Here is a 19,067-nt window from a genome sequence, read left to right on the forward strand (position 1 = left end):
TCGTGCCCTTTCTTCCCGCAGCAGTGCTAGGGGTCGTTAAATAGACCGAAACTCCGTTCCCGCAGTCGTGGGGACGCCCTCACAGCTCCATTGTCTGCGTGCTTGAAATCGTCGTTATCTACTGGGGCTGAAAATGACCCCGCTTGTGGAGAAGGGGTCGGTGACACAACCTGTTACGGAAAACAGAGCCTTCGGGATTTGCTCGCAAAACAAAACGCCGTGCATCCTTCGGGGCGCACGGCGCTCTCATTAATGGAACCGGCTCTCCGTTATCCCGGGACCCGGTTCCGTCTATTTCACAGCATCAACCGATCTGTGCGTTGTCGTCACGCTTGATGGCGATGACGGTCGAGCGTGGCAGCTTGCCTTCGCCATCCGGGAAGGGGGCGTCGGGGTGCTGGATGCCGACGAAGTGGGTGCGCTTGTCGCCGGACCATGTCTGGCCGGTGACTTCGGAACCCTTCGGCGCGGTCAGGAAGCGCTCGATACGGCCGGTGGCCGGATCGCCCGCCAGCATCTGGTTGTTGCCCTGGCCAGCGAAGTTGCCTTCATTGCTGTCTTCGCCATCGGTCTGGATCCAGAGGAGACCAGTCGAGTCGAACATCATGCCGTCAGGCGAGTTGAACATGTTGCCTTCGTTGATGTTCGAGGAGCCGGCAAAGGCGTCCTTGTGAACGGAAGGGTTGCCGGCCATGCAGAACAGGTCCCACTTGAACTTGCTGTCCGCATGGTCGTCATTTTCCGGATACCAGCGCACGATCTGGCCGTATTCGTTCTTTTCGCGCGGGTTGGCGGCATTGGTGGCCATGGCGTCGCCGCCGGCATTGGCACGCAGCTTGCCATCCTTCATTTCGCCGCGGCGGCTGTTGTTGGTCAGCGCGCAATAGGCTTCGATGGCGACCGGGTTGATGGCGACCCATTCCGGACGGTCCATGGTGGTTGCGCCCACCTTGGAAGCGGCCTGACGGGTGAAGACGCAGATCTCATCGATCTTCATGCCAGTGGTTTCAGGTGTCAGAGCCACCCATTCGCCGGCGCCGTCATCGGCGAACTTGGCGACGTGGAGCGTGCCTTCGTCGAGCAGTTTCGAGGTGTCGCCACCCGGAACATAAATGCCGTTGGAGACGAATTTGTAGAGGAATTCGCCACGCTCGTCGTCACCCATGTAAACGACGACACGGCCGTCACGGGCAATCACCACAGCGGCGTTCTCGTGCTTGATGCGGCCAAGCGCGGTGCGCTTGATCGGGGTGGAGGAGGCGTCCGAAGGATCGATCTCGACCACGTAGCCGGCGCGGCGCGGCTCGTTCGGGTTCTTGGCAACGTCGAAACGCGCGTCGAATTTCTCATAGGCATAACGGGTCTCGGCGACGATGCCGTAACGCTTGTAATCGTCAGGCAGCTTGAAGGCGGCGTCCGCGGTGCCGAAATAGCCGTTGAAGTTTTCTTCGCAGGTGAGGTAGGTGCCCCAGGGCGTGCGGCCGGCGCCGCAATTATTGAAGGTCCCGAGACAGTCGATGCCGTTCGGATCGGCGGCTGTCTTGACGAGGTCGGAGCCGGCGGCCGGGCCGGAAAGCTTCATCGGCGTGTTGTGGTGGATACGGCGGTTGAACGGGCTGTCGAGAACGATTTCCCAGCCTTCGGTGCCTTCCGCGACTTCCATGACGGTGACGCCCTGCATGTTCTGCAGGATTTTCACGTCGTCGGCCGTCTTCGGGTTGCCTTTCTCAGCGTGCGGCAGGTTGGTTTCCGGGTTCACATATTCATGGTTGACGGCGATCAGCTGATGAGCGCCGACCATGAACAGTTCCATGCCGTCGGTGTTTTCGCCAAAGACCTTGTCGGAATTCTCAACGCTGACGCCCTTGGCCGGATCGACATCGGGAACGTTGGAAAACAGCGGCTGACCCCATTTGGCAACCGGCTTCCAGCTGTAGCCTTCGGGCACATGGATGGTGTGGTCCGTCGCGGCAGCAACCGGCTTGAAGGGGAAGCGGCCGGCGGCTGCCTCCTGCGCTTCGGCCGAAGTGCTGGTCATCAGGTTGCCGAGCGTGCCCATGGCGGCTGCGGCCGAGCCGAAGGCAAGCACGCCGCCGAGAAAGCCTCGGCGGGAAATCGCGGTTTCGACAACGCGGTCGAAATCGGTTTCGGCCGGCGGCGGGTTTTGCAGTTCGTCCCATTCGTCCCAGGACAATTTGCTTGTATCGATGTCGGTCATAGTCTGTCTCCACCGTTGCTTGTTTGGAATCATTCCAGCAAGGTGCCTACCGTCTCAATATTTCATGCGAATGACGGGAAGGGCAGTGGAACTGGTCATTTTCCCTTCAACGAGGCCGCTTTCTTCGTTAGCGCCCGATCATGATGCGGGTGACGAGAAAGCCGTCGAAGCGGCAGAAACGGAAGGGAATCTCCGTTCCCCTGTGCCATTCACCGCCTATGTCGGCGGTCAGCCGCAGAGAGGCCGAGCCGTTGTCGTCTAAGCCGGATAGTTCGGCCGCGTCGAAAAAGAAAAAACGTTTCACTGTCGGATAAAGCGCCTTGAACAGGCTTTCCTTGGCCGAAAAGATCAAGCCGGTCATGAAGGGATCGATGTCATTCCCGAGGCTGTGGCGTTCGTTTGCCGTCAGGGCCTGCGCGGCGATATCGCCGGCCTCCTCCTCGGTTAGGAGTCTTTCAATATCGATGCCGATGCCACAGAACCGCTCGGAAGAGCCGACAATGGCAATCGCCCGTTCATGGCTGTGGGAAATCGCGCCGATCACGCCTTCTGGCCAGATCGGCGCGCGGTCCTCTCCCATGCCTGGAAAGGCGGCGCGGCCGGTGAGGCGGCGGATGGCTTCTGCCGCGCATCTGCGCCCGGCGACGAATTCCGCCTTGCGTCTGGGCACGGCGCGCAAAAGCTGCGGCGGCAGGGGAGGGACCCTGCCGCCGCACCCTTCGTCGGCGCTGTAATGAAGGGTGACGCAATGGCAATCGCATCTGCCATCCGGCCAAGGCCAGATGGCCTCGGGTGGATCGCCGGAAACGGCTTCGCGGTGAAACGCCGGTGCAACTGCCATATCCGTCACCTCCATCAAGCGGACCGATGTTCAGGCCGCGAGCGTGGCGCCGCCGTCGACCACGATTTGCTGCATCGTCACATGGCCGGCCTGATCGGAGGCGAGGAACAGCACCGTATCGGCGATATCGTCCGGCCTTGCGATCTTGCCGAGCGGAATGCCGAGCTTGAACTGCTCGGGCAGGCCGGCGACCAACCGGTCCTTGCCGGCGGGATCGCTCAGCATACCCGCAAGCATAGGCGTATCGGTGGAACCGGGGGACACGACGTTGCAGCGCACGCCATAGGGCGCGAGTTCAAGGGCGGCACAATGGCTGAGGCTGACCAGCGCTGCCTTGGAGGCGCAATAGGCCATCATGCCGATGCGCGGCACAACGGCGGCGTTGGAGCTGACATTGACGATTGCCCCACGCCGCTGCCGCTTGAAGACGCCGCTCCATTGCCGCAGCAGGTAGAAGGGGCCTGCGGCATTGACGTCCATGCAGGCTCTCCAGTCTTCCGGCGTCAGGCTCTCGCTGTCGCCGAGCCGCAATATGCCGGCGGCATTGACCAGAATGTCGAGCCCGCCCCACTCCTTCTCTATTGCCTTGCTGACCGCCTCCACCGCCGCTGCGTCGGTGATATCGAGCGTGATGTGGCGGAAGGTTGCATCCGTTGCATCGGCGATGAGGTCGAGGCCGATGACCTCGGCCCCTTCCTCGGTGAAACGCTCGGCGATGCGGCGACCGATGCCCTGCGCGGCGCCCGTCACCAGCACGCGCCGTTCGGTAAATCTTCTCTGCGTCATCTGGTCCGTCCGCTCAGGCTGCGAGCCGCTTTTCTTCGATCAGCGCCCACCAGGCGGAAAGTGTCGGCACACGGGCAAGCTCATCGAAGCCCACGGTGACGCCGCGTTCCTTCAGTTCTCCGGCAAGCTTCATCACCTGCAGCGAATCCAGGCCGTAGAAGATCAGGTTCTCATCGGGGTCGATGTCGCTGTCGTCCTCCACCAGTTGCAGGACACGGGCTTTCAGCCATTCGCAGAGATCGGTGGCTTCGCCCGAACCGGTAAGGCTTGCAGTATCGATCACCACACCGCAGCGCGTCGCCACATATTGCAGCGCCATGCGGTGTTCGCCTTCCGAAAAATCGGCGACGCCGTCACCGATCATGAAGGGCTGAATATCCTTCATGAAGGCTTCCACAGCTGTCATCATGCAGCCGATATGGGCATAGACGCCGCCAACGATGATCTGGTCGCGGCCCCAGTCTTTCATGCGTTCTGCAAGATCGGAGCGCTGGAAGGCGCTGTAGCGCCATTTGGTCAGCACGACGTCATCCGGCGTCGGCGCAAGCTTGTCCACGACCTTCTGCAACTCCGGATCGACGACGGTAAGCCCCGGTCCCCACATGTCGTTCAGGAGCGCGCGGTCGCCGGGCGGTTGTTCATGCGGCTGGGCGGTATAGATGACCGGCACGCCGTGCTGAACGGCCCATGCCTTCACCCTGGCGAGATTGTCAATGAGCGTGGTCATCAGCTTGCCGTCGGTCTCGTAGAACCGCAGGAAGTAACGCTGCATGTCGTGGATCAGCAGCACGGCGCGCTTGGCGTCTGGCTGCCATTTGGTCTTGTTGGCCGGAAAGCTCGCAGCAACCGGCATCGGATAATCGGAAATTGTGGGGATCGTCATGTTGACCTCGATGGTTTGGCGCACCGGCATGGGCGACGCGCAATTTTCAAAATGGTTGAGGCGTGCGCTTGCCGCACGCCTTTAAGGTGCCGCCTTACGCTGGGACGGGCGCTGCCAGCAGGTCGCGCAGCTTTTTCTTGTCGATCTTGCCGACGGCGGTAAGCGGCATGGTCTCGATGAAGCGCACCCGGTCCGGCAGCTTGTAATCGGCAACGCCGAGACCGGCGAGATGCTGGCGGATGGCCGGCGCCTTGAGCGCGGGATTGCGGGAGACGAGAAAAACGCAGCTTTTCTCACCGAGAAGCTCGTCCTGCATCGCCACCAGTGCGGCATGGGTCACATCCGGATGCCGCAGGATCAGGTTTTCTACCTCCTCCGACGCCACCTTTTCGCCGCCGCGATTGATCTGGTCCTTCACCCGGCCAACCACGCGCAGGTAACCTTCGGGCGTGCGCTGCACGACGTCGCCGGAATAATAAAAACCTTGGTTGTCGAAGACGCGGGCGCTGTGCTCGGCCGCACGGTAGTACCCCCTGAACGTATAGGGGCCGCGCGTCGCCAGCATGCCGGCTTCGCCCTCGGGCACGTCGTTGCCGTCCTCGTCAACGATGCGGATCTCGTCATCCGGGCTGATCGGCCGCCCTTGCGTGGTGAAGACGATGTGGTCCGGATCACCTGCCCGGGTATAGTTCACCAGACCTTCCGCCATGCCGAAGACCTGTTGCAGTGCGCAGCCCAGCACCTCCGGCACCTGGCGGGCGAGAGCTTCAGCGAAGCTTGCGCCGCCGACCTGCAGCAACTTGAGGGATTTCAGCCGTTCGCGATGGGCGGGAGCCACCTGCAGCCACAGCGCCACCGCCGGCGGCACCAGCGGCACGATATCGACGCTGTGTTTTTCGATGAGGTCGAAGCAGGCAAGCGGCTCCGGATTGGCAGCCATGACGACCGCACCCCCGGCATGGAACACGCCGAGCGCGCCGGGCGAACTCATCGGGTAATTATGCGCCACCGGAATGGCGCAGAGGAAACGGGTCTGCGGAGAGAGTTCGCAGATTTCCGCGCTGGCCCGGGCGCTGTAGCCATAGTCGTTATGCGTGCGGGGGATCAGTTTCGGCGTGCCCGTGCTGCCGCCGGAAAGCTGGAACAGCGCCACCTCATCGGCGGCGGAAGGAGCGTAAGTCGGTGGATTTTCGGCCGGGGCGGCCAGCCGCTGCTCCAGGCTGCGCTGCGGATCGGTTTCGCCGAGCAGCAGGGTCACGGCAAGCTTTGGAGAGACCGCCTTCAGCGCCTCCACAAATGTGTCATCAGCAAAAAGCTCGTGGGAACGCGACCCGATCACCAGCTTCGGCGCGATCTGCTCCGCATAGGAGGTCATTTCCAGCCGGCGATGGCTGAAAAGCGCATTGACGGGGGCCGCGCCGATTTTGATGAGCGCGAAAAAGACGAGGTAGAACTCGGCGATGTTAGGCAATTGCACCAGTGCGGTGTCGCCCGTGCCGATGCCGGCGGCGGAGAGATGCCCGGCAAGATTGGAGGATTGCCGGTCGAGATCGGCATAGGTGAAGCGGCGTTCGCCGCAGATCAGCGCGGTCGCATCCGGCCGGCGTTCCACCTGCTGGGTGAGGATGTCGCTGAGCGGTCTGTCGATCCAGTAGCCGCGGTCGCGGTATCGGCGCGCCAGATCGTCGGGCCAGCGTTCAAATTCGATTGTCATGGTTTGTCCCTGGGAAAATTAGGCAGAAAGACCGCAGGCGTTCAGCATGGTCTTGAGCTTGGTCTGCACCTCGGCCCATTCGGATTCGGGCTCCGAGGCCTCAACGATGCCGGCGCCCGCAAAGAGCCGCACGGTTTCCCGCTGCACGGTGCCGCAACGGATTGTCACCACCCATTCGCCGTTACCCTCGGCATCCGTCCAGCCGACCATGCCGGTGAACAGCCCGCGCTCGAAAGGCTCGACGAAGCGGATGAGACGATGGGCGCGCTCGGTGGGGAAACCGCAAACGGCCGGTGTCGGATGCAGCAGGCACGCCAGTTGCAGCGCGTTGGTCTGAGGATCGGCAAGACGACCCTCGATACACGTCGAAAGATGCCAGAGAGCGGCCGTGTTGATGAGGGAGGGCTTTTCGGGAACGTCGATTTCCGCGCAGCAGGGCGTAAGCAGCGAACGGATATCCTCGATCACCAGGCTATGCTCGTAATGGTCCTTTTCCGATGCCGAAAGCCGGTCGGCATTGGCCTTGTCCGCCACCGGGTCAGCCATGCGTTTTGCCGAGCCCGCGAGCGGATTCGAGATGACTTTTTCACCCTGCTTGCGGATGAGGAGTTCGGGGCTGACGCCGATCAGATCGCCGCCATCGGGCAGCGGAATGCGGAACTGGTAACCCTCGCGGTTCTGTTTGGCGAGGCTGGCCAGCAATCTTTCGACATTGACCTCGGAGGCGAAGGTCAATTCGCGCATCACCGAAAGCACCGCCTTGCGGACATCGGAATGGCGGAAATTGACGATGGCATGCTCGACGGCGCGCTTGAAACCGCTCTCGTCGGGCAGGCTGTTCTGGCCGACAAGCGCCGGCATGGCCGAATCAGTCGAGACCGGAGCGGTATCCTTCGAACTCCACTCATAGTTGTCCGGAATATAAAGGCATGAGGGTTCGCTGACGTCGAAAGGGATTGCGCCAATGGCGATGGGATTGTCCTGTCCCGCCCTGCGTGCCCGCTCGAAAGCGCCCTTTATTGCCTGCTGCAAAGGGCTTGCAACATCTTCGCCGCCCCGGGCGGGAAGCGTTATCTTTTCGCGAATACCTTTGGCCCGCAATTGTCCGGTGCCGGAAGTAAACAGAAATTCTCTATCAAAATCAGTAATTTCGTCGGATTCGACGTCATTCGTCCTGAGTGCTCCCGTTTTCATGGGATGCCTCCTGTGCGAGTGGTTGACGATGGCTTATACTTGATTATGATAATCATGTTTTGTCAATCGGTGCAAATTCACATGCTAAATTTAACCCCCATGCAGGTTGCCCACTGGGTCGGCCGAGAGGCGGACGAGATACTCGGAAAAGTTACGCCGCATCTTTATCTCGAGTTCGAGGGCCAAGGGCTGGAGGCGGAAAGACTGGCTGTCGCGGTCGAGAAACTGTGCCGGCGTCATCCCATGCTCAGCCTCAGGATCGATGCGGAAGGGCACCAGACGGTGGACGCTGTCGGCCGGCCGCTCCGCCTCGATGTGGAGGATATGACTGTACTAGATACGGAGGCGCTTGCGCATCGTCTTGCCGCCAAACGTGAGGAGTGGAGCCATCGCCGGGCCGATCTGCGCGTCGCCCCGCCGGCTGCGGTTTCGCTCAGCCTGCTGCCCGAGGGCCGCGCCCGGCTGCATGTGGATACCGATATGCTGGCGATCGATCCGGCCAGCATGCGAATCGTGATGGAGGTCCTCGCCCGTTTTTATGAAGGCGGTGCAGATGAAGGCGAGCTTTCGGCTGAGTCGCCGCCGTCTTTTTTCAGCTGGGCGGAACGTCTTGCATCCGATCCGGAACTTAGGGCTCAGCGTGAAAGGGACCGGCTGTGGTGGCGGCAGCATATTGCCGATATTCCAGGGGCCCCGCCATTGCCGTTTTTGCCCGATGACGCATCACGCGCCGTTCACACCGATCGCTTTGCCGCGACACTTTCACCGGCGGAACGCAGCAGTCTGGAACAGGTGGCGCGGCGCTGCTGCGTGACCACGTCGACCCTGTTGCTCGGTGTTTTTGCCCTGTCGCTCTCGCAGGCGACGGCTACGGAAAAATTTCGGCTTTCGGTGCCGGGCTTCTGGCGGGCGCCTTTGGTGGAAGGGGTCGACGGTATCGTCGGCGAATTCTCCAATGTGCTGGTTCTCGGCGTCGATATTCGGCCTGCGGAAAGCCTCGAAAGGCTGCTTGCGCGGCTGGTCGGGGATATGAACGGGCTATTGGCGCACCAGTCCTATCCCGGTGTCAGCGTCATGCGTGATCTTTCCCGCCTGCACGGCGGTTTGCAGACCTCGCCGGTGGTCTTTACCGCCGGGGTCGATCTTCCGGGCGGCGAACTGTTTTCAGAGCGTGTCGGGCGGGTGTTCGGCCCGATGATCCACACCGTCTCGCAAGGGCCGGGAGTTGCGCTGGATGCGCAGGTGGCAGCGCTCGATGGCGGGCTTTTGATCAACTGGGATGTGCGCCTTGATGCGCTGCCGGAAAGCTGGCTGCGAGCCCTGTTCGACACCTATGCCGCCCTTCTTCGCCGTCTGGCCGCCAGCCCCGATCTCGTTTCCGAAACCGTGGAGCGATTCGGCTTGCAAGCGCCGGAAGCGACCGCGCAGACAAAAGGAAAACCCATGGAACGGCCACTCTCAGCCTTGCAAAAGGCCTATCTGCTCGGTCGCGGCACCCACCTGCCGCTGAGCGGCGTGGCGATGCAGGAGTTCCGCGAGTATCGCGGCAATATCGATCCGGCATTGCTTCGCTCGCGCCTCACCGCAATGGTCGGGCGGCATGAAAGCCTGCGCACCCGCATCGATGAGCGGCGTCTGGTGCAGGTTGTCTCCGCAGAACCGGAAATCAACCTTGATATTGTTGATCTTTCGAACCTGTCCTTTGCCGAAGCCGAAGCGCGGATGGACACAGTGCGGCGGGATTTCTCGCATGCCCATTTCGATCTTGCGGCCTCTCCCTGGCAGGTCACGGTGTTTCGTCTGCCGGAAATTGCGGCAGGCGATGGCGTGGCGGTCTTCTTGCGCTTCGACGCCCTCATTCTCGACGGGCGGGGAATAGCCAGCCTTGCGGCGGAACTCTTCGATGATGTCGTGCTGCCCGCATCAGCCGTCGCAACCACCGCCGCGCAGCAGGATATCGCAGCGGCCCGTGCCGAGGATGCGGCCTATTGGGCTGAAAAGCTTGAGGGCGCCGAAGTGCCCTCGCAACTGCCCTGGAAGGCTCCGCTCGAAACCATTGCCGTTTCGCGTTACAGCCGCCAGAGCCTGACCGTGGAAAAACAACGCTTTACCGCCTTTTCACGGATCGGCGCGAAAGAGCGGCTGTTCAAGAATTCGGCGCTGACGGCGGTGATCCTCGATGTACTGTCGCTTTGGCTGAACGAAGGCGCACTCGTCGTCGGCATTCCCGTCGCCCCGCAGGTGGAAGGCGCCTTTGCCAATCGCTCGAGCTTCATCGCGGTCAAATGGGATGCGGCCAAGGGCGATTTTGCGGAGCGGGCCGCAGCTTTGCAAACGGATGTGCTTGAGGGCCTCAACCATCTGGCTTTTTCGGGAATCGATCTTAATCGCATCCTTCTCAACGCCAATCCCGGTGGACTCGCTTTGCCTGTCGTCATCACCAACGGCCTATCCTGGCCCACGCTTTCGCAAAACTCAGCGCTGCGCTGGACGGACGGGCTGACCCAGACACCGCAGGTGGCGCTGGATTTCCGTTTTTCGCAAAATCCGGCTGGCGATCTCGTCCTCGATATCGATTATGCGGAACAGGCGATCGATGGCGCAATGGTGGCGGATATTCTCGGTGCGATCGAACGCGCCATTGCCGCGATCATGGCCAGCGGGACGTTCTCGATGAATTCCCGTGAGATCGTCGACCTGTCCCACTACCGGTTGAACGGCGACGAGGGGAACTTCGTCTGCCCGCCATTTCTAGAACGGATCGCCTCTCATCTTTTCGAAGGCGACCGATCGCGCACGGCGCTCATCAATGGCAAACGGCGAATCTCCTATGGCGAACTCGGTCAGATGGTGGCCAGGGCGATGGCGGGCCTGAAGGCGCGGGGTGTCGGCCGCGGCGATGTCGTGGCGGTGTGCCTGCCGCGCAGTCCCGAGCACACGGCCGTCACGCTGGCCGCTGCCCTGACAGGCGCCATCTGGGTGCCGATCGATGCGGGCTCGCCGGAAGACCGCCTGCGCCACCTGCTGACCAATTGCCGCCCGGCCATCATCGTTGCCCGTAGCGTTCCGCAAGGCTTTGACGCTATCGATCCCGAGGAGCTTCTGGCAACGCCAGCCACGTCCGGTGTGCCCGTTGACGCGGCGGAACTGGTGGCACATTCGGCAAGCGAAGCGCCCGCTTATTACCTCTACACCTCCGGCACGACAGGCAAACCGAAATGCGTCGTGCTCTCTAACAGGGCCACGGCCAATGTCATCGGCAGCACGCTTTCGGAATGGGCGGTGACGGAAAACGACGTCTTCATCTCGGTTACGCCTTTGCATCACGACATGTCTGTTTTCGATGTTTTCGGCGCGCTTGCCGCCGGTGCGACGCTGGTGCTGCCGGAACCCGGCGAGGAAAAGGATGCGGTTCGCTGGAACGAACTGGTGGCCGAACATGGCGTGACGCTGTGGTGCTCGGTGCCGGCCATCCTTGAAATGCTCCTGTCCTGCCGCCGTGGCGATCAGCTCGATTCGCTCCGGCTCGTCGCGCAGGGCGGTGACTACATCAAGCCTTCCGTCATCGAGGAGATGCGCCGGCTGAAACCTGAACTTCGATTGATATCGCTGGGCGGGCCGACAGAAACGACCATCTGGAGCATCTGGCACGAGATTGTGGCAGCCGATACCACAGCGATACCCTATGGGCATCCTCTACCCGGCAATCGCTATTTCATCCTCAACGATCAGGGCGGCCATTGCCCGGCGGGCGTTGTCGGCCGCATCCACACAGTGGGCGTCAATGTGGCGATCGGCTATCTGGAAGATGGTGCCATTACCCAGACGGATTTCGTGACGGTCAGCGATACGGACGGAAATGCATTGCTGGCTTTCCGCACCGGAGACCGGGGCCGCTACCGGCCGGATGGCAAGATCATGTTCGCAAGCCGGGTCAACGGTTACGTCAAGGTGCGCGGAGTGCGGGTCTCGCTGCCGGATGTGGAAAACGAACTTATCCGCCATCCCTCCATCCAGCGAGTGCTGGTGGTGGATTACGGCGCCGAGCAAAAGGGGGAAGCCGCTATCGGCGTGCTTTATGTTCCGATGCCCGGCCTTGAGCTTTCCGCCACAGATCTGCGCAATTTCGCCCGCAGGCATCTGCCGGAATCGCATGTGCCCGGCCGCTTTCTCAATGTCACCGATCTGCCGCTATCGGCCAATGGCAAGCCGGATCGCCGCCGCGCCCGTGAGTTGCTGACGGCAGCGGAACCTGCGAAGGCACCTGCAGCTGTGGCAGTCAAAGCCGCCGATCAGGGTGATCGCCGGGTGCTGGATATCTATCTTGGCGTGCTCGGCAAAAACCCGGCGAATGTGGACATGAACAGCGATCTGCTGGCGCTTGGCCTCTTGCCTTCGCATCTGAAAACCGTCTCGGCTGAAATCCGCAGCGCCTTCGGCGTCGAGCTTTCACCGCAACAGCTTTTGCGGTGCCGCAACGCCAAACAGGTCAGTTCGCTTTTACCCGCCTCGGCGGCATGAGGCCTCACGGCCAGAAATCACAGGAATAATCCAAGGAAAAACAGATGGCGCATATCGATCCTGCCGGCGGCTGGCTTCCCCTGACCCAGCCGCAACTCGATTTCTGGGAGGAATTTTCCTTCCATCCCGACGAGCCGGTCTCCACCGTCGCTCATTATATCGAGCTTTCCGGTGCCGTGAACGAAGGCGCCCTGCTTGAGGCGATCAAACGCACCGTGCGCGAATCGGACGTGCTGTCGACCCGCTTTCGTGTCGGCGAGGATGGTGAGACGCCGCAGCAATGCTGCGATCCGCTCCACGCTCCGGTGGTGGAGCGTGTCGATCTCCGCGACGATCCCGCGCCCTTTGAAGAGGCGTTGCGGCGCATGAACGCGGATGTCGAGGCAAGGCTTGATCTTCGAACAGACAGGCTCTCCGCCCAGGTGCTTTACCGCATCGCCGATGATCGCTACCTCTGGTATATCCGCGCCCATCATATCGTCGTCGACGGTTATGGCCTGACGCTGATGGAGCAGCGCTGCGGGCAGCTTTACGGGCATTATTGCGGCAAGGGCGAGGCGGGTCCGGATTTCCATCCTTTCCCCAGTTTTCTTGCCGAAGAGGACGCCTACCGGCAAAGCCGCCGTTTCGAAAAGGACTGCGATTTCTGGTCGGTCTATCTCGCGCCGCCGGTCGATTTGCCGGTGCTGGACAAGGATTGCGAGGATTACGGCGGCGGTGGCCTGCATGCGGATGCGGGGTTGCCGGAAGGTTTCAGCACAAGGCTGCAACAGATATCGGGTGCGCTTGAGATCGGCTGGCCGGACCTGCTGGTGCTGCTTTCAGGCCTTTATCTTCACCGCGTCCTGCCGCGCCCGGATCGCGATGTGCTGACGCTGTGGCTGCCCTTCATGAGCCGCTGGGGCAGCGTCGGCGCGCATATGCCCGCCATGCTCGTCAATATATTGCCGTTCCATCTGACAATCGAACCGCAGGAAACCCTTGGCGGCTTCCTTGCGCGCAATGCCGCCAATCTGCGCAAGCAGCGCCTGCACGGCCGCTACCGCATCGAACAGATCGCCGCCGACCAGGAGATATCGAAGGGCCGGCGGTTCTTTTTCTCTCCGCTCATCAACGTCCTGCCTTTCAGCGCACCGGTCTTTGCGGAGCTTACCGTCTCCCGGCACATTCTCGCCAATGGCCCGGGCGATGGCTTCAACCTGACCTTCCGTGGCGAAGATGACGGCAGCGATCTCAACCTGCATATCGACGCGGATTCGGCGCTGACGGAAGCGGACGATTTCGCGCGCTATCGCGAGGAGCTGCCGCTGTTTCTGGATGCCATGCTGCACAGCGAGGCGCTGGCGGTTGCGGCTGAAGAGGTCTCCGCGAGGTTCCGCCTGGCGGTTTGAATGGCCGGGTCCTCTGCACAAAAGAGGACGGAAAATCTCTCCCCGTCATACCGGGCTTGACCCGGTATCCAGCCGCCGCGCGTCTGCGCGGCGAGAAGAGTCTTTCGCGGTCAATGACTTGATCGCACTGGACCCCGAATCTAGTCCGGGGTGACGGGGCGCAAATGCTGCGGCTTCGTCAAACAGATCTACGCAAAGGAATTGTCAGCAAAATAAACCCGGCTCCGCCATGCGAAGCCGGGTTTTTCTATGCGCGCTTGCCCGCACTCAGGCCAGTGTCGTCAGCACCCGGCTCGAAGCGCCTGCCTCGGCGAAACGGCTGAAGACGCCGCTGGTGGTGCTGCGCAGCCGGTCGACATCCTCCGGGCCGTAACGGTCGGAGCGGTAGCTCATCAGCACGCGGATGGAGCGTTCGCCGCCAATCATCTCTTCCATCACCTCGAATTGCAGCCCCAGCATGGATTCGTGTTTGTCGGGATCGATCTGCCGGAACTCCACGGATTTGCCGTCCGGTCCGGAAAGCGTGCCGTTCAGCTTGTTCTTGGCGTGGATCTGGATGAACACCTCGAACAGATGGTCGCGGCCCGGCGTCATGCCGAGTGCCTCTTCGACCAGATCGATCGGGATTTCGCTGTGTTCCAGCGAACCGTTGACCGTGTTCTTCACCGATGAAATCAGCTCGCCGACCGTCATCTCTTTCTGGAAACGCACACGATGGGCGACGACCGTGGTGAAATAACCGATCGTATCGAAATAACCACTATCGGTGCGGCCGGATGCCGACGTGCCGACCACCAGATCGCTCAGCCCGCCCAGATGCCGCAGTGACGCGGCAATGGCGGCATAAACGACGTTGAACAGGGAGGCGCTGTTCTGCTTGGCGATGGCGTAAAGCCCGTCGCTGACGTGTTTTTCCAGCTTGAACTCGATCCAGCCGCCTGCCGGCGCCTCGTCATGCGAAGTTTCTGCCGGCATGCTGTCCTGCCCGAGCAGCACAAGGCCCTTGGGTGCATCCTGCAGCATATCTGTCCAATAGGCAAGATGGTCGGCATTGACGCCCGATGCCACCTGTTTTCTGGCGAATTCATGGAAGGGCGCCGGTTTGCCCGCAAAGACAGGGGCCTTGCCCGCCGCCCTTGCCCTATAGGCTTCCGCCAGCTCGTCCATCATCAGGTTCACCGACCATTCGTCCAGGACGATATGGTGGAAGAGGAAGGAGAGCACCTGGCCGCCGGTTTGCGGATTGCGCAGGAAACGCAGCCGCATCGGCAATTCGCGGGAAAGATCGAACCGCCAGGAAGCCTCCGCGTGCCGGTCCACACCTTCGCTTTCTTCGCTGGTCCAGAACCATTTGTAGCCGGGCAGGTCGTGCATGGGCACGATCTTCTGTAGAACCGTGTCGTTCTCGACGTAGAAATGGGTCCGCAGACCGGGATGGCGCTCGATAATATCGAGTAATGCGCATTCGAAGGCGCTCTCATCGACAGGGTCGAGGAAGTCGAGGGCAAAGGGTATGTTGAATATCTCGCCGAAACCGAAAGCGGCATAGGCTTTCCAGAGCGACATCTGCGCCAGCGAAAGCGGTGCCGTGAGCGAGCCGGTCTCCGTGGACTCCAACTGTGCAGGCGCTGCGGTTTCGAGACGCGTCGCCTGTTTTGCAAGCGATGCGGCGGTCGGATAGCTGAACAGGTCGTTGAACCGCACCTCGATGCCATGATTGCTCAGAAGGCGTCCGATGATGCGGGTGGCGATCAGCGAATGGCCGCCAAAGTCGAAGAAATCGTCATCCGGCCCCATGTCGGGAGATACAAGCGCCTCGCGGAATTCGGCAAGGATCGTTGCGGCAATTTCGTCGTCGCTCGAGTAAGAGGCGGCGGGCGGGGATGCTGTCGCCGCCATTCCTGCGGAAGGGATCGAATGCGTGATGGCGGAAAAATCCGCACCGCCTTCGAGATGGGTGACGAAGCGTTCCAGCAGGAACGCCGTCCCATGCGGGGAGGTCTCCTTGCCACCCGTCAGCTCCAGACGGATATGGCCGTCAACCGTGCTGCCGGCGGCAAGCGTCAGGCCGAGGCCGGACTGGAGCGAGGGGAGCGGCAGGCGCTCGAACCGGAGGCGCTCGACGGATGAGGTTTCAGCTGACGTTGCCAGCGCCTGCAAGGTGAAGGTGGCTGCTTCGTCATTGTGTTTGCTGCTGTTTCCGATTTGCCGTTTCAGGCCCGCCAGCACGGCCTTTTCGGCCTCCGGCAGCGACTGGCCACGCGGGATCGACACGCGGGCGACCGCATCCGCGGGAAGCGGCAAGCCGGTCTCGCCGCCCGATTGCAACGGCAGGCGCAGGGTAACCGTATCAAGGTTGCCGTTCGTTGCGATAAAATGTGCGAAACGGGCGCCTGCGCGTGCCAGAAGCGCTTCGGTCGTGGTTGAGCCGTCGAGGTCAAGCAGGGTGGCCGGGAGATCGACGCCGTGGCTATGGCTCGCTGGTTTCGCCCCGCTGTCCCGTAAAGAGATCACATGCGTGCCGGAGGCCGACCCCTGCAACCAGGGTAGCGGAAGGGGATTGACGATGCCGGTTTCGGCGATGCGCGGTAAAAGCGGCTTTGGTGCCTCGCCGGCATAGGCGGCGGCAATAGCTTCCAGAAGTGTCTGCGATGACAGGGTTTCGCCAAGCAGGCCATGCACCAGAAGCGCCAGCAGCACCTCTCCTTCGCTCAAAAGCACGATCGCCTGAAACGGCGGATCGATTTCCGCGTCATAGGGGCTTGCCTGAAGGTCGTGCAGCAGGGCTATCGCCTCGTCTGTCGAAGGCGCCTGAAACAGCTGCACGAGAGAGGCCGATGGCGCTTCGACACTCTTGGCAAGGGTGCCGTCTTCCCCGAAGGAAAACCGCACGCGAAGTTCGGGCCATGCAGCGCAAACCGTCTCCAGGGCCGATGTGAGGCGCAGGAGGTCGCTCTCGCCGCCGATGCGGTAGGTGAGAATATGCCGGAAGACCTGATCGGGGTCCTGAAACTGCGAGAACCAGACCCGTTCCTCATATTGGCTTGGCTGCGATCCGCCCCGCGGGGACGTGTCCTCACCATCGAAGGTTTCTTCGATGCGGCGCGCAAGCATGCGCGAATTGTCTGCTGCCATTGTCCTCTCCTTGGAAGTGCGTGGGGACATGTCCGGGGGCGTTGCGCCCGCTGCGGCAAGTCCCGTCTTTGTTGGGATCAATGTTTCGCGCGCGACCGTTCGATCAGCGCCTGCCAGGCGGCAAGCGTCGGCTGGCGGGCGAGATCATCATAGTCAAGGCGCGTGCCGGCGAGTTGCGAAAGCGGCGGGATCAGGCGCATGAGGGCAAGCGAATGAAGCCCGCAGCCGAACAGGTTGGCATTCGGCCCGATATCCCCCACCTCATCGTCGAGAACCTTGGCGAGATGGGCCTTGAGTTCCGTCGTCATCATTTTCGCCTCCAGCCTCGCCCCCGCCGCGATTACCGGCTCACTCATCGAAATGATCGTGAACGCCGCTTGCGCCGCGCCGCCAGTAGCCGGAAGCGCGGGTCCATTTGGGATTTGCAGCGAATTCGCCGACGAGAAGGGTGCGCAGGTCTTTCGCGGTTTTCGATTCGCAGGCGACCCAGCTGAAGAAATCGCCCTTCGGCAGGTCGAGTGCGCGCAGCGCATCCGTCAGGGCGTCGGCGCCGCCTGCGGCCTTCGGCGTTACCCAGATGATCGAAGCGTCAGCTTTCGTGGCGATGTCCAGGCGGTCAGCCTCCGTCTCGACCTCAATCAGGGCCACGACGCGGGTGCCCTCAGGCATTTCTTCCAGTCGCCGCGCCAGCGCGGGAAGGCCGGTATCGTCGGCGACAAGCAGATGCCAGTCGAAGGTAAAGGGAACGGTGAACGAGCCGCGCGGACCTGCGATCCACGCCTTGTCACCCACCTTGGCGGATTTTGCCCAGTTGCTGGCGGGGCCTTCATGATGCGTGGCGAAATCGATGGCGAGTTCACCCTTTTCGGCATCGAAGCTGCGCGGCGTATAATCGCGCGCCAGCGGGCGGGGTGCACCTTCGGGAAATTCAAGGCCGTTCGGGCCGATCACCGGCAGGTTGGGCTCGGTTTCACCGGGAAGCGGGAAGAACATCTTGACGTGGTCGTCAAAACCAAGGCTCTCAAAGCCCTCCAGTTCAGGCCCGGTCAATACGATGCGCACCATGGAGCGGCTGAGTTTTTCCACGCGAGCCACGTCAAGGCAGCGCAGCTTGACGGCGTAGCGATGGCGTTTGGGGGTACGGTCCGGAACGCCGGTTTCAATGCTTTGTGCAATGCTCATGTTGCTAAGTTCCCTGGGATATCGCCGATGGGGGGTCGGCAGTTTCGCTGTCCCGGATCGGCATGCCGGACAATCGCGCACCGGAGTTTCCGGCGGGAGATCCGACGTCGTTGCGTCAAGATGCGCGAACCATAACAGGCGGTTCCGGCGCTCGCAATATAAGTTTCTTCAAAAACTCAAGTTTATATCCGGCGCATGGTTTGCGCCGGAATTGTGCGTGCGGCAGGGGAGGTTAGCGGCGGCCTGCCCAGCTCTCCACCGCGTCCAGCGTGTGGAGCGCGCTGGGGATCGATGGCGTCGTCACCCGGGTGGAATCGAGGAAAACAATCCTGCCCTCGCGTGCCGGTTTGACGAAGCGTTCCCAGCCGGGAATGATCTTTTCAAGTGCGGCGCGCGTTCCGGCTTCGCCACGGGCGGGGCTGTTATAGCTGTTCATCACCACCAGGAGATCCGGGTTGAGCTTGCCGAAAGCATCGGCGCTGAGCGGCATTGTCAGGGTCGAACCCAGCCCGCCCGATGGGGTGGCGTTGTCGATTTTCAGCCGCGCGTAACCCAGATCCTCCAGCGCCTGCACCGCACCGGACATGTCGCCCACCGCATTTATCTGGTCGGTCAGCAGGATGGCGAGATAGGTCTTGCCCTTTGCGTCTTCCCCGAGCGTTTTTTTGACGGCGGCAAGTTTTTCGTCATAGATTTTGCGGCGCTCTGCGAAGGCGTCGCTTCTGCCCACCAGACGCGAAAGATCTTCCTCGACACTGAAGCCATAGGTGTGGCCGGTACTTACCTTTTGCAGATAGACGGGCGCCACGGTGGAAAGCTGCTCGGCCTTGCCGCTATCCATTTCCGTTGCGACGATCAGATCGGGTTGCAGCGCCCTAAGCTTTTCGAGGTCGATCTGGCCGACTGCGCCAAAACCCTTCGGTTTCGTGCGGCCTTCACCGAGAACGGTGTCGATGAAATCGACGGCGGTCGCGAATTTGCCGTCGCTGTTGCGGCCATAGGCGCCGACGACGTTGGCGCCGAGATCCATCAAGGGCACGCCCAAAAGAGGCTCGTGCATGACGACGATGCGCTGCGGCTGTTCCGGAACGGAGACTGTGCGGCCGGCGGCATCGGTGACGGTTCGCTCAGCCGCAAGGCTGCTTCCGGCGGTCAGAAGTGCTGCAACGAGGAGGGCAAATCGCATGGCATTACCTTTGTTC

At 61.7% G+C, this 19,067-nt stretch carries 12 protein-coding genes; 2 read left to right on the forward strand and 10 right to left on the reverse strand.

The genetic code is table 11. From position 1 onward, the window contains the following. Positions 1–304: 304 nt before the first annotated feature. From G3A56_RS23845 to G3A56_RS23870, 6 genes are all read right to left on the reverse strand, one after another. Entirely contained in the window at positions 305–2,218 is a 1,914-nt protein-coding gene (locus tag G3A56_RS23845; protein WP_082184939.1) for a PhoX family protein, read from the reverse strand. A gap of 127 nt (positions 2,219–2,345) precedes the next feature. Continuing rightward, the gene (locus tag G3A56_RS23850; RefSeq protein WP_082185987.1) at positions 2,346–3,059 is read right to left on the reverse strand and encodes a 4'-phosphopantetheinyl transferase family protein; all 714 of its coding nucleotides are present in this window, start codon (positions 3,057–3,059) and stop codon (positions 2,346–2,348) included. 30 nt (positions 3,060–3,089) lie between these two features. Then, entirely contained in the window at positions 3,090–3,845 is a 756-nt protein-coding gene (gene dhbA, locus G3A56_RS23855) for a 2,3-dihydro-2,3-dihydroxybenzoate dehydrogenase (protein ID WP_082184938.1), read from the reverse strand. A gap of 13 nt (positions 3,846–3,858) precedes the next feature. Further along, the gene (locus G3A56_RS23860) at positions 3,859–4,728 is read right to left on the reverse strand and encodes an isochorismatase (protein WP_082185986.1); all 870 of its coding nucleotides are present in this window, start codon (positions 4,726–4,728) and stop codon (positions 3,859–3,861) included. 94 nt (positions 4,729–4,822) lie between these two features. Continuing rightward, the gene (locus G3A56_RS23865; RefSeq protein WP_082184937.1) at positions 4,823–6,442 is read right to left on the reverse strand and encodes a (2,3-dihydroxybenzoyl)adenylate synthase; all 1,620 of its coding nucleotides are present in this window, start codon (positions 6,440–6,442) and stop codon (positions 4,823–4,825) included. 18 nt (positions 6,443–6,460) lie between these two features. After that, on the reverse strand, positions 6,461–7,636 hold the full coding sequence (locus G3A56_RS23870; protein ID WP_082184936.1) for an isochorismate synthase: 1,176 nt from the start codon (positions 7,634–7,636) through the stop codon (positions 6,461–6,463). A gap of 81 nt (positions 7,637–7,717) precedes the next feature. On the opposite strand from G3A56_RS23870, the gene G3A56_RS23875 reads away from it, so the two are divergent. Together G3A56_RS23875 and G3A56_RS23880 are read left to right on the forward strand one after the other, a co-directional pair. Next, positions 7,718–12,157: an amino acid adenylation domain-containing protein gene (locus G3A56_RS23875; protein WP_082184935.1), complete on the forward strand. Its 4,440-nt coding sequence runs from the start codon at positions 7,718–7,720 to the stop codon at positions 12,155–12,157. 44 nt (positions 12,158–12,201) lie between these two features. Next, complete coding sequence (locus G3A56_RS23880) at positions 12,202–13,548, forward strand: condensation domain-containing protein (protein ID WP_082184934.1); 1,347 nt, start codon at positions 12,202–12,204, stop codon at positions 13,546–13,548. A gap of 267 nt (positions 13,549–13,815) precedes the next feature. On the opposite strand, the gene G3A56_RS23885 is transcribed toward G3A56_RS23880, so the two are convergent. The 4 genes from G3A56_RS23885 to G3A56_RS23900 form a co-directional block, all read right to left on the reverse strand. Beyond that, complete coding sequence (locus G3A56_RS23885; protein WP_082184933.1) at positions 13,816–16,683, reverse strand: condensation domain-containing protein; 2,868 nt, start codon at positions 16,681–16,683, stop codon at positions 13,816–13,818. A 77-nt stretch (positions 16,684–16,760) separates the two neighbouring features. Continuing rightward, positions 16,761–17,039, reverse strand: a complete 279-nt coding sequence (locus G3A56_RS23890) for a phosphopantetheine-binding protein (protein ID WP_035226994.1) — start codon at positions 17,037–17,039, stop codon at positions 16,761–16,763. Beyond that, positions 17,032–17,865, reverse strand: a complete 834-nt coding sequence (locus G3A56_RS23895; protein ID WP_082184932.1) for a siderophore-interacting protein — start codon at positions 17,863–17,865, stop codon at positions 17,032–17,034. The genes G3A56_RS23890 and G3A56_RS23895 overlap by 8 nt, the downstream gene beginning before the upstream one ends. Before the next feature lie 232 nt (positions 17,866–18,097). Beyond that, positions 18,098–19,051: an ABC transporter substrate-binding protein gene (locus tag G3A56_RS23900; protein WP_164056849.1), complete on the reverse strand. Its 954-nt coding sequence runs from the start codon at positions 19,049–19,051 to the stop codon at positions 18,098–18,100. Positions 19,052–19,067 lie beyond the last annotated feature (16 nt).

The sequence above is a fragment of the Rhizobium oryzihabitans genome, assembly GCF_010669145.1.
In the GTDB taxonomy this organism is placed as follows: domain Bacteria; phylum Pseudomonadota; class Alphaproteobacteria; order Rhizobiales; family Rhizobiaceae; genus Agrobacterium; species Agrobacterium oryzihabitans.

Bases quoted from the DNA above. Each gene is read 5' to 3' on its own strand.
- G3A56_RS23845 (WP_082184939.1), bottom strand. From the start codon at position 2,218: ATGACCGACATCGATACAAGCAAATTGTCCTGGGACGAATGGGACGAA.
- G3A56_RS23850 (WP_082185987.1), bottom strand. From the start codon at position 3,059: ATGGCAGTTGCACCGGCGTTTCACCGCGAAGCCGTTTCCGGCGATCCA.
- dhbA (WP_082184938.1), bottom strand. From the start codon at position 3,845: ATGACGCAGAGAAGATTTACCGAACGGCGCGTGCTGGTGACGGGCGCC.
- G3A56_RS23860 (WP_082185986.1), bottom strand. From the start codon at position 4,728: ATGACGATCCCCACAATTTCCGATTATCCGATGCCGGTTGCTGCGAGC.
- G3A56_RS23865 (WP_082184937.1), bottom strand. From the start codon at position 6,442: ATGACAATCGAATTTGAACGCTGGCCCGACGATCTGGCGCGCCGATAC.
- G3A56_RS23870 (WP_082184936.1), bottom strand. From the start codon at position 7,636: ATGAAAACGGGAGCACTCAGGACGAATGACGTCGAATCCGACGAAATT.
- G3A56_RS23875 (WP_082184935.1), top strand. From the start codon at position 7,718: ATGCTAAATTTAACCCCCATGCAGGTTGCCCACTGGGTCGGCCGAGAG.
- G3A56_RS23880 (WP_082184934.1), top strand. From the start codon at position 12,202: ATGGCGCATATCGATCCTGCCGGCGGCTGGCTTCCCCTGACCCAGCCG.
- G3A56_RS23885 (WP_082184933.1), bottom strand. From the start codon at position 16,683: ATGGCAGCAGACAATTCGCGCATGCTTGCGCGCCGCATCGAAGAAACC.
- G3A56_RS23890 (WP_035226994.1), bottom strand. From the start codon at position 17,039: ATGAGTGAGCCGGTAATCGCGGCGGGGGCGAGGCTGGAGGCGAAAATG.
- G3A56_RS23895 (WP_082184932.1), bottom strand. From the start codon at position 17,865: ATGAGCATTGCACAAAGCATTGAAACCGGCGTTCCGGACCGTACCCCC.
- G3A56_RS23900 (WP_164056849.1), bottom strand. From the start codon at position 19,051: ATGCGATTTGCCCTCCTCGTTGCAGCACTTCTGACCGCCGGAAGCAGC.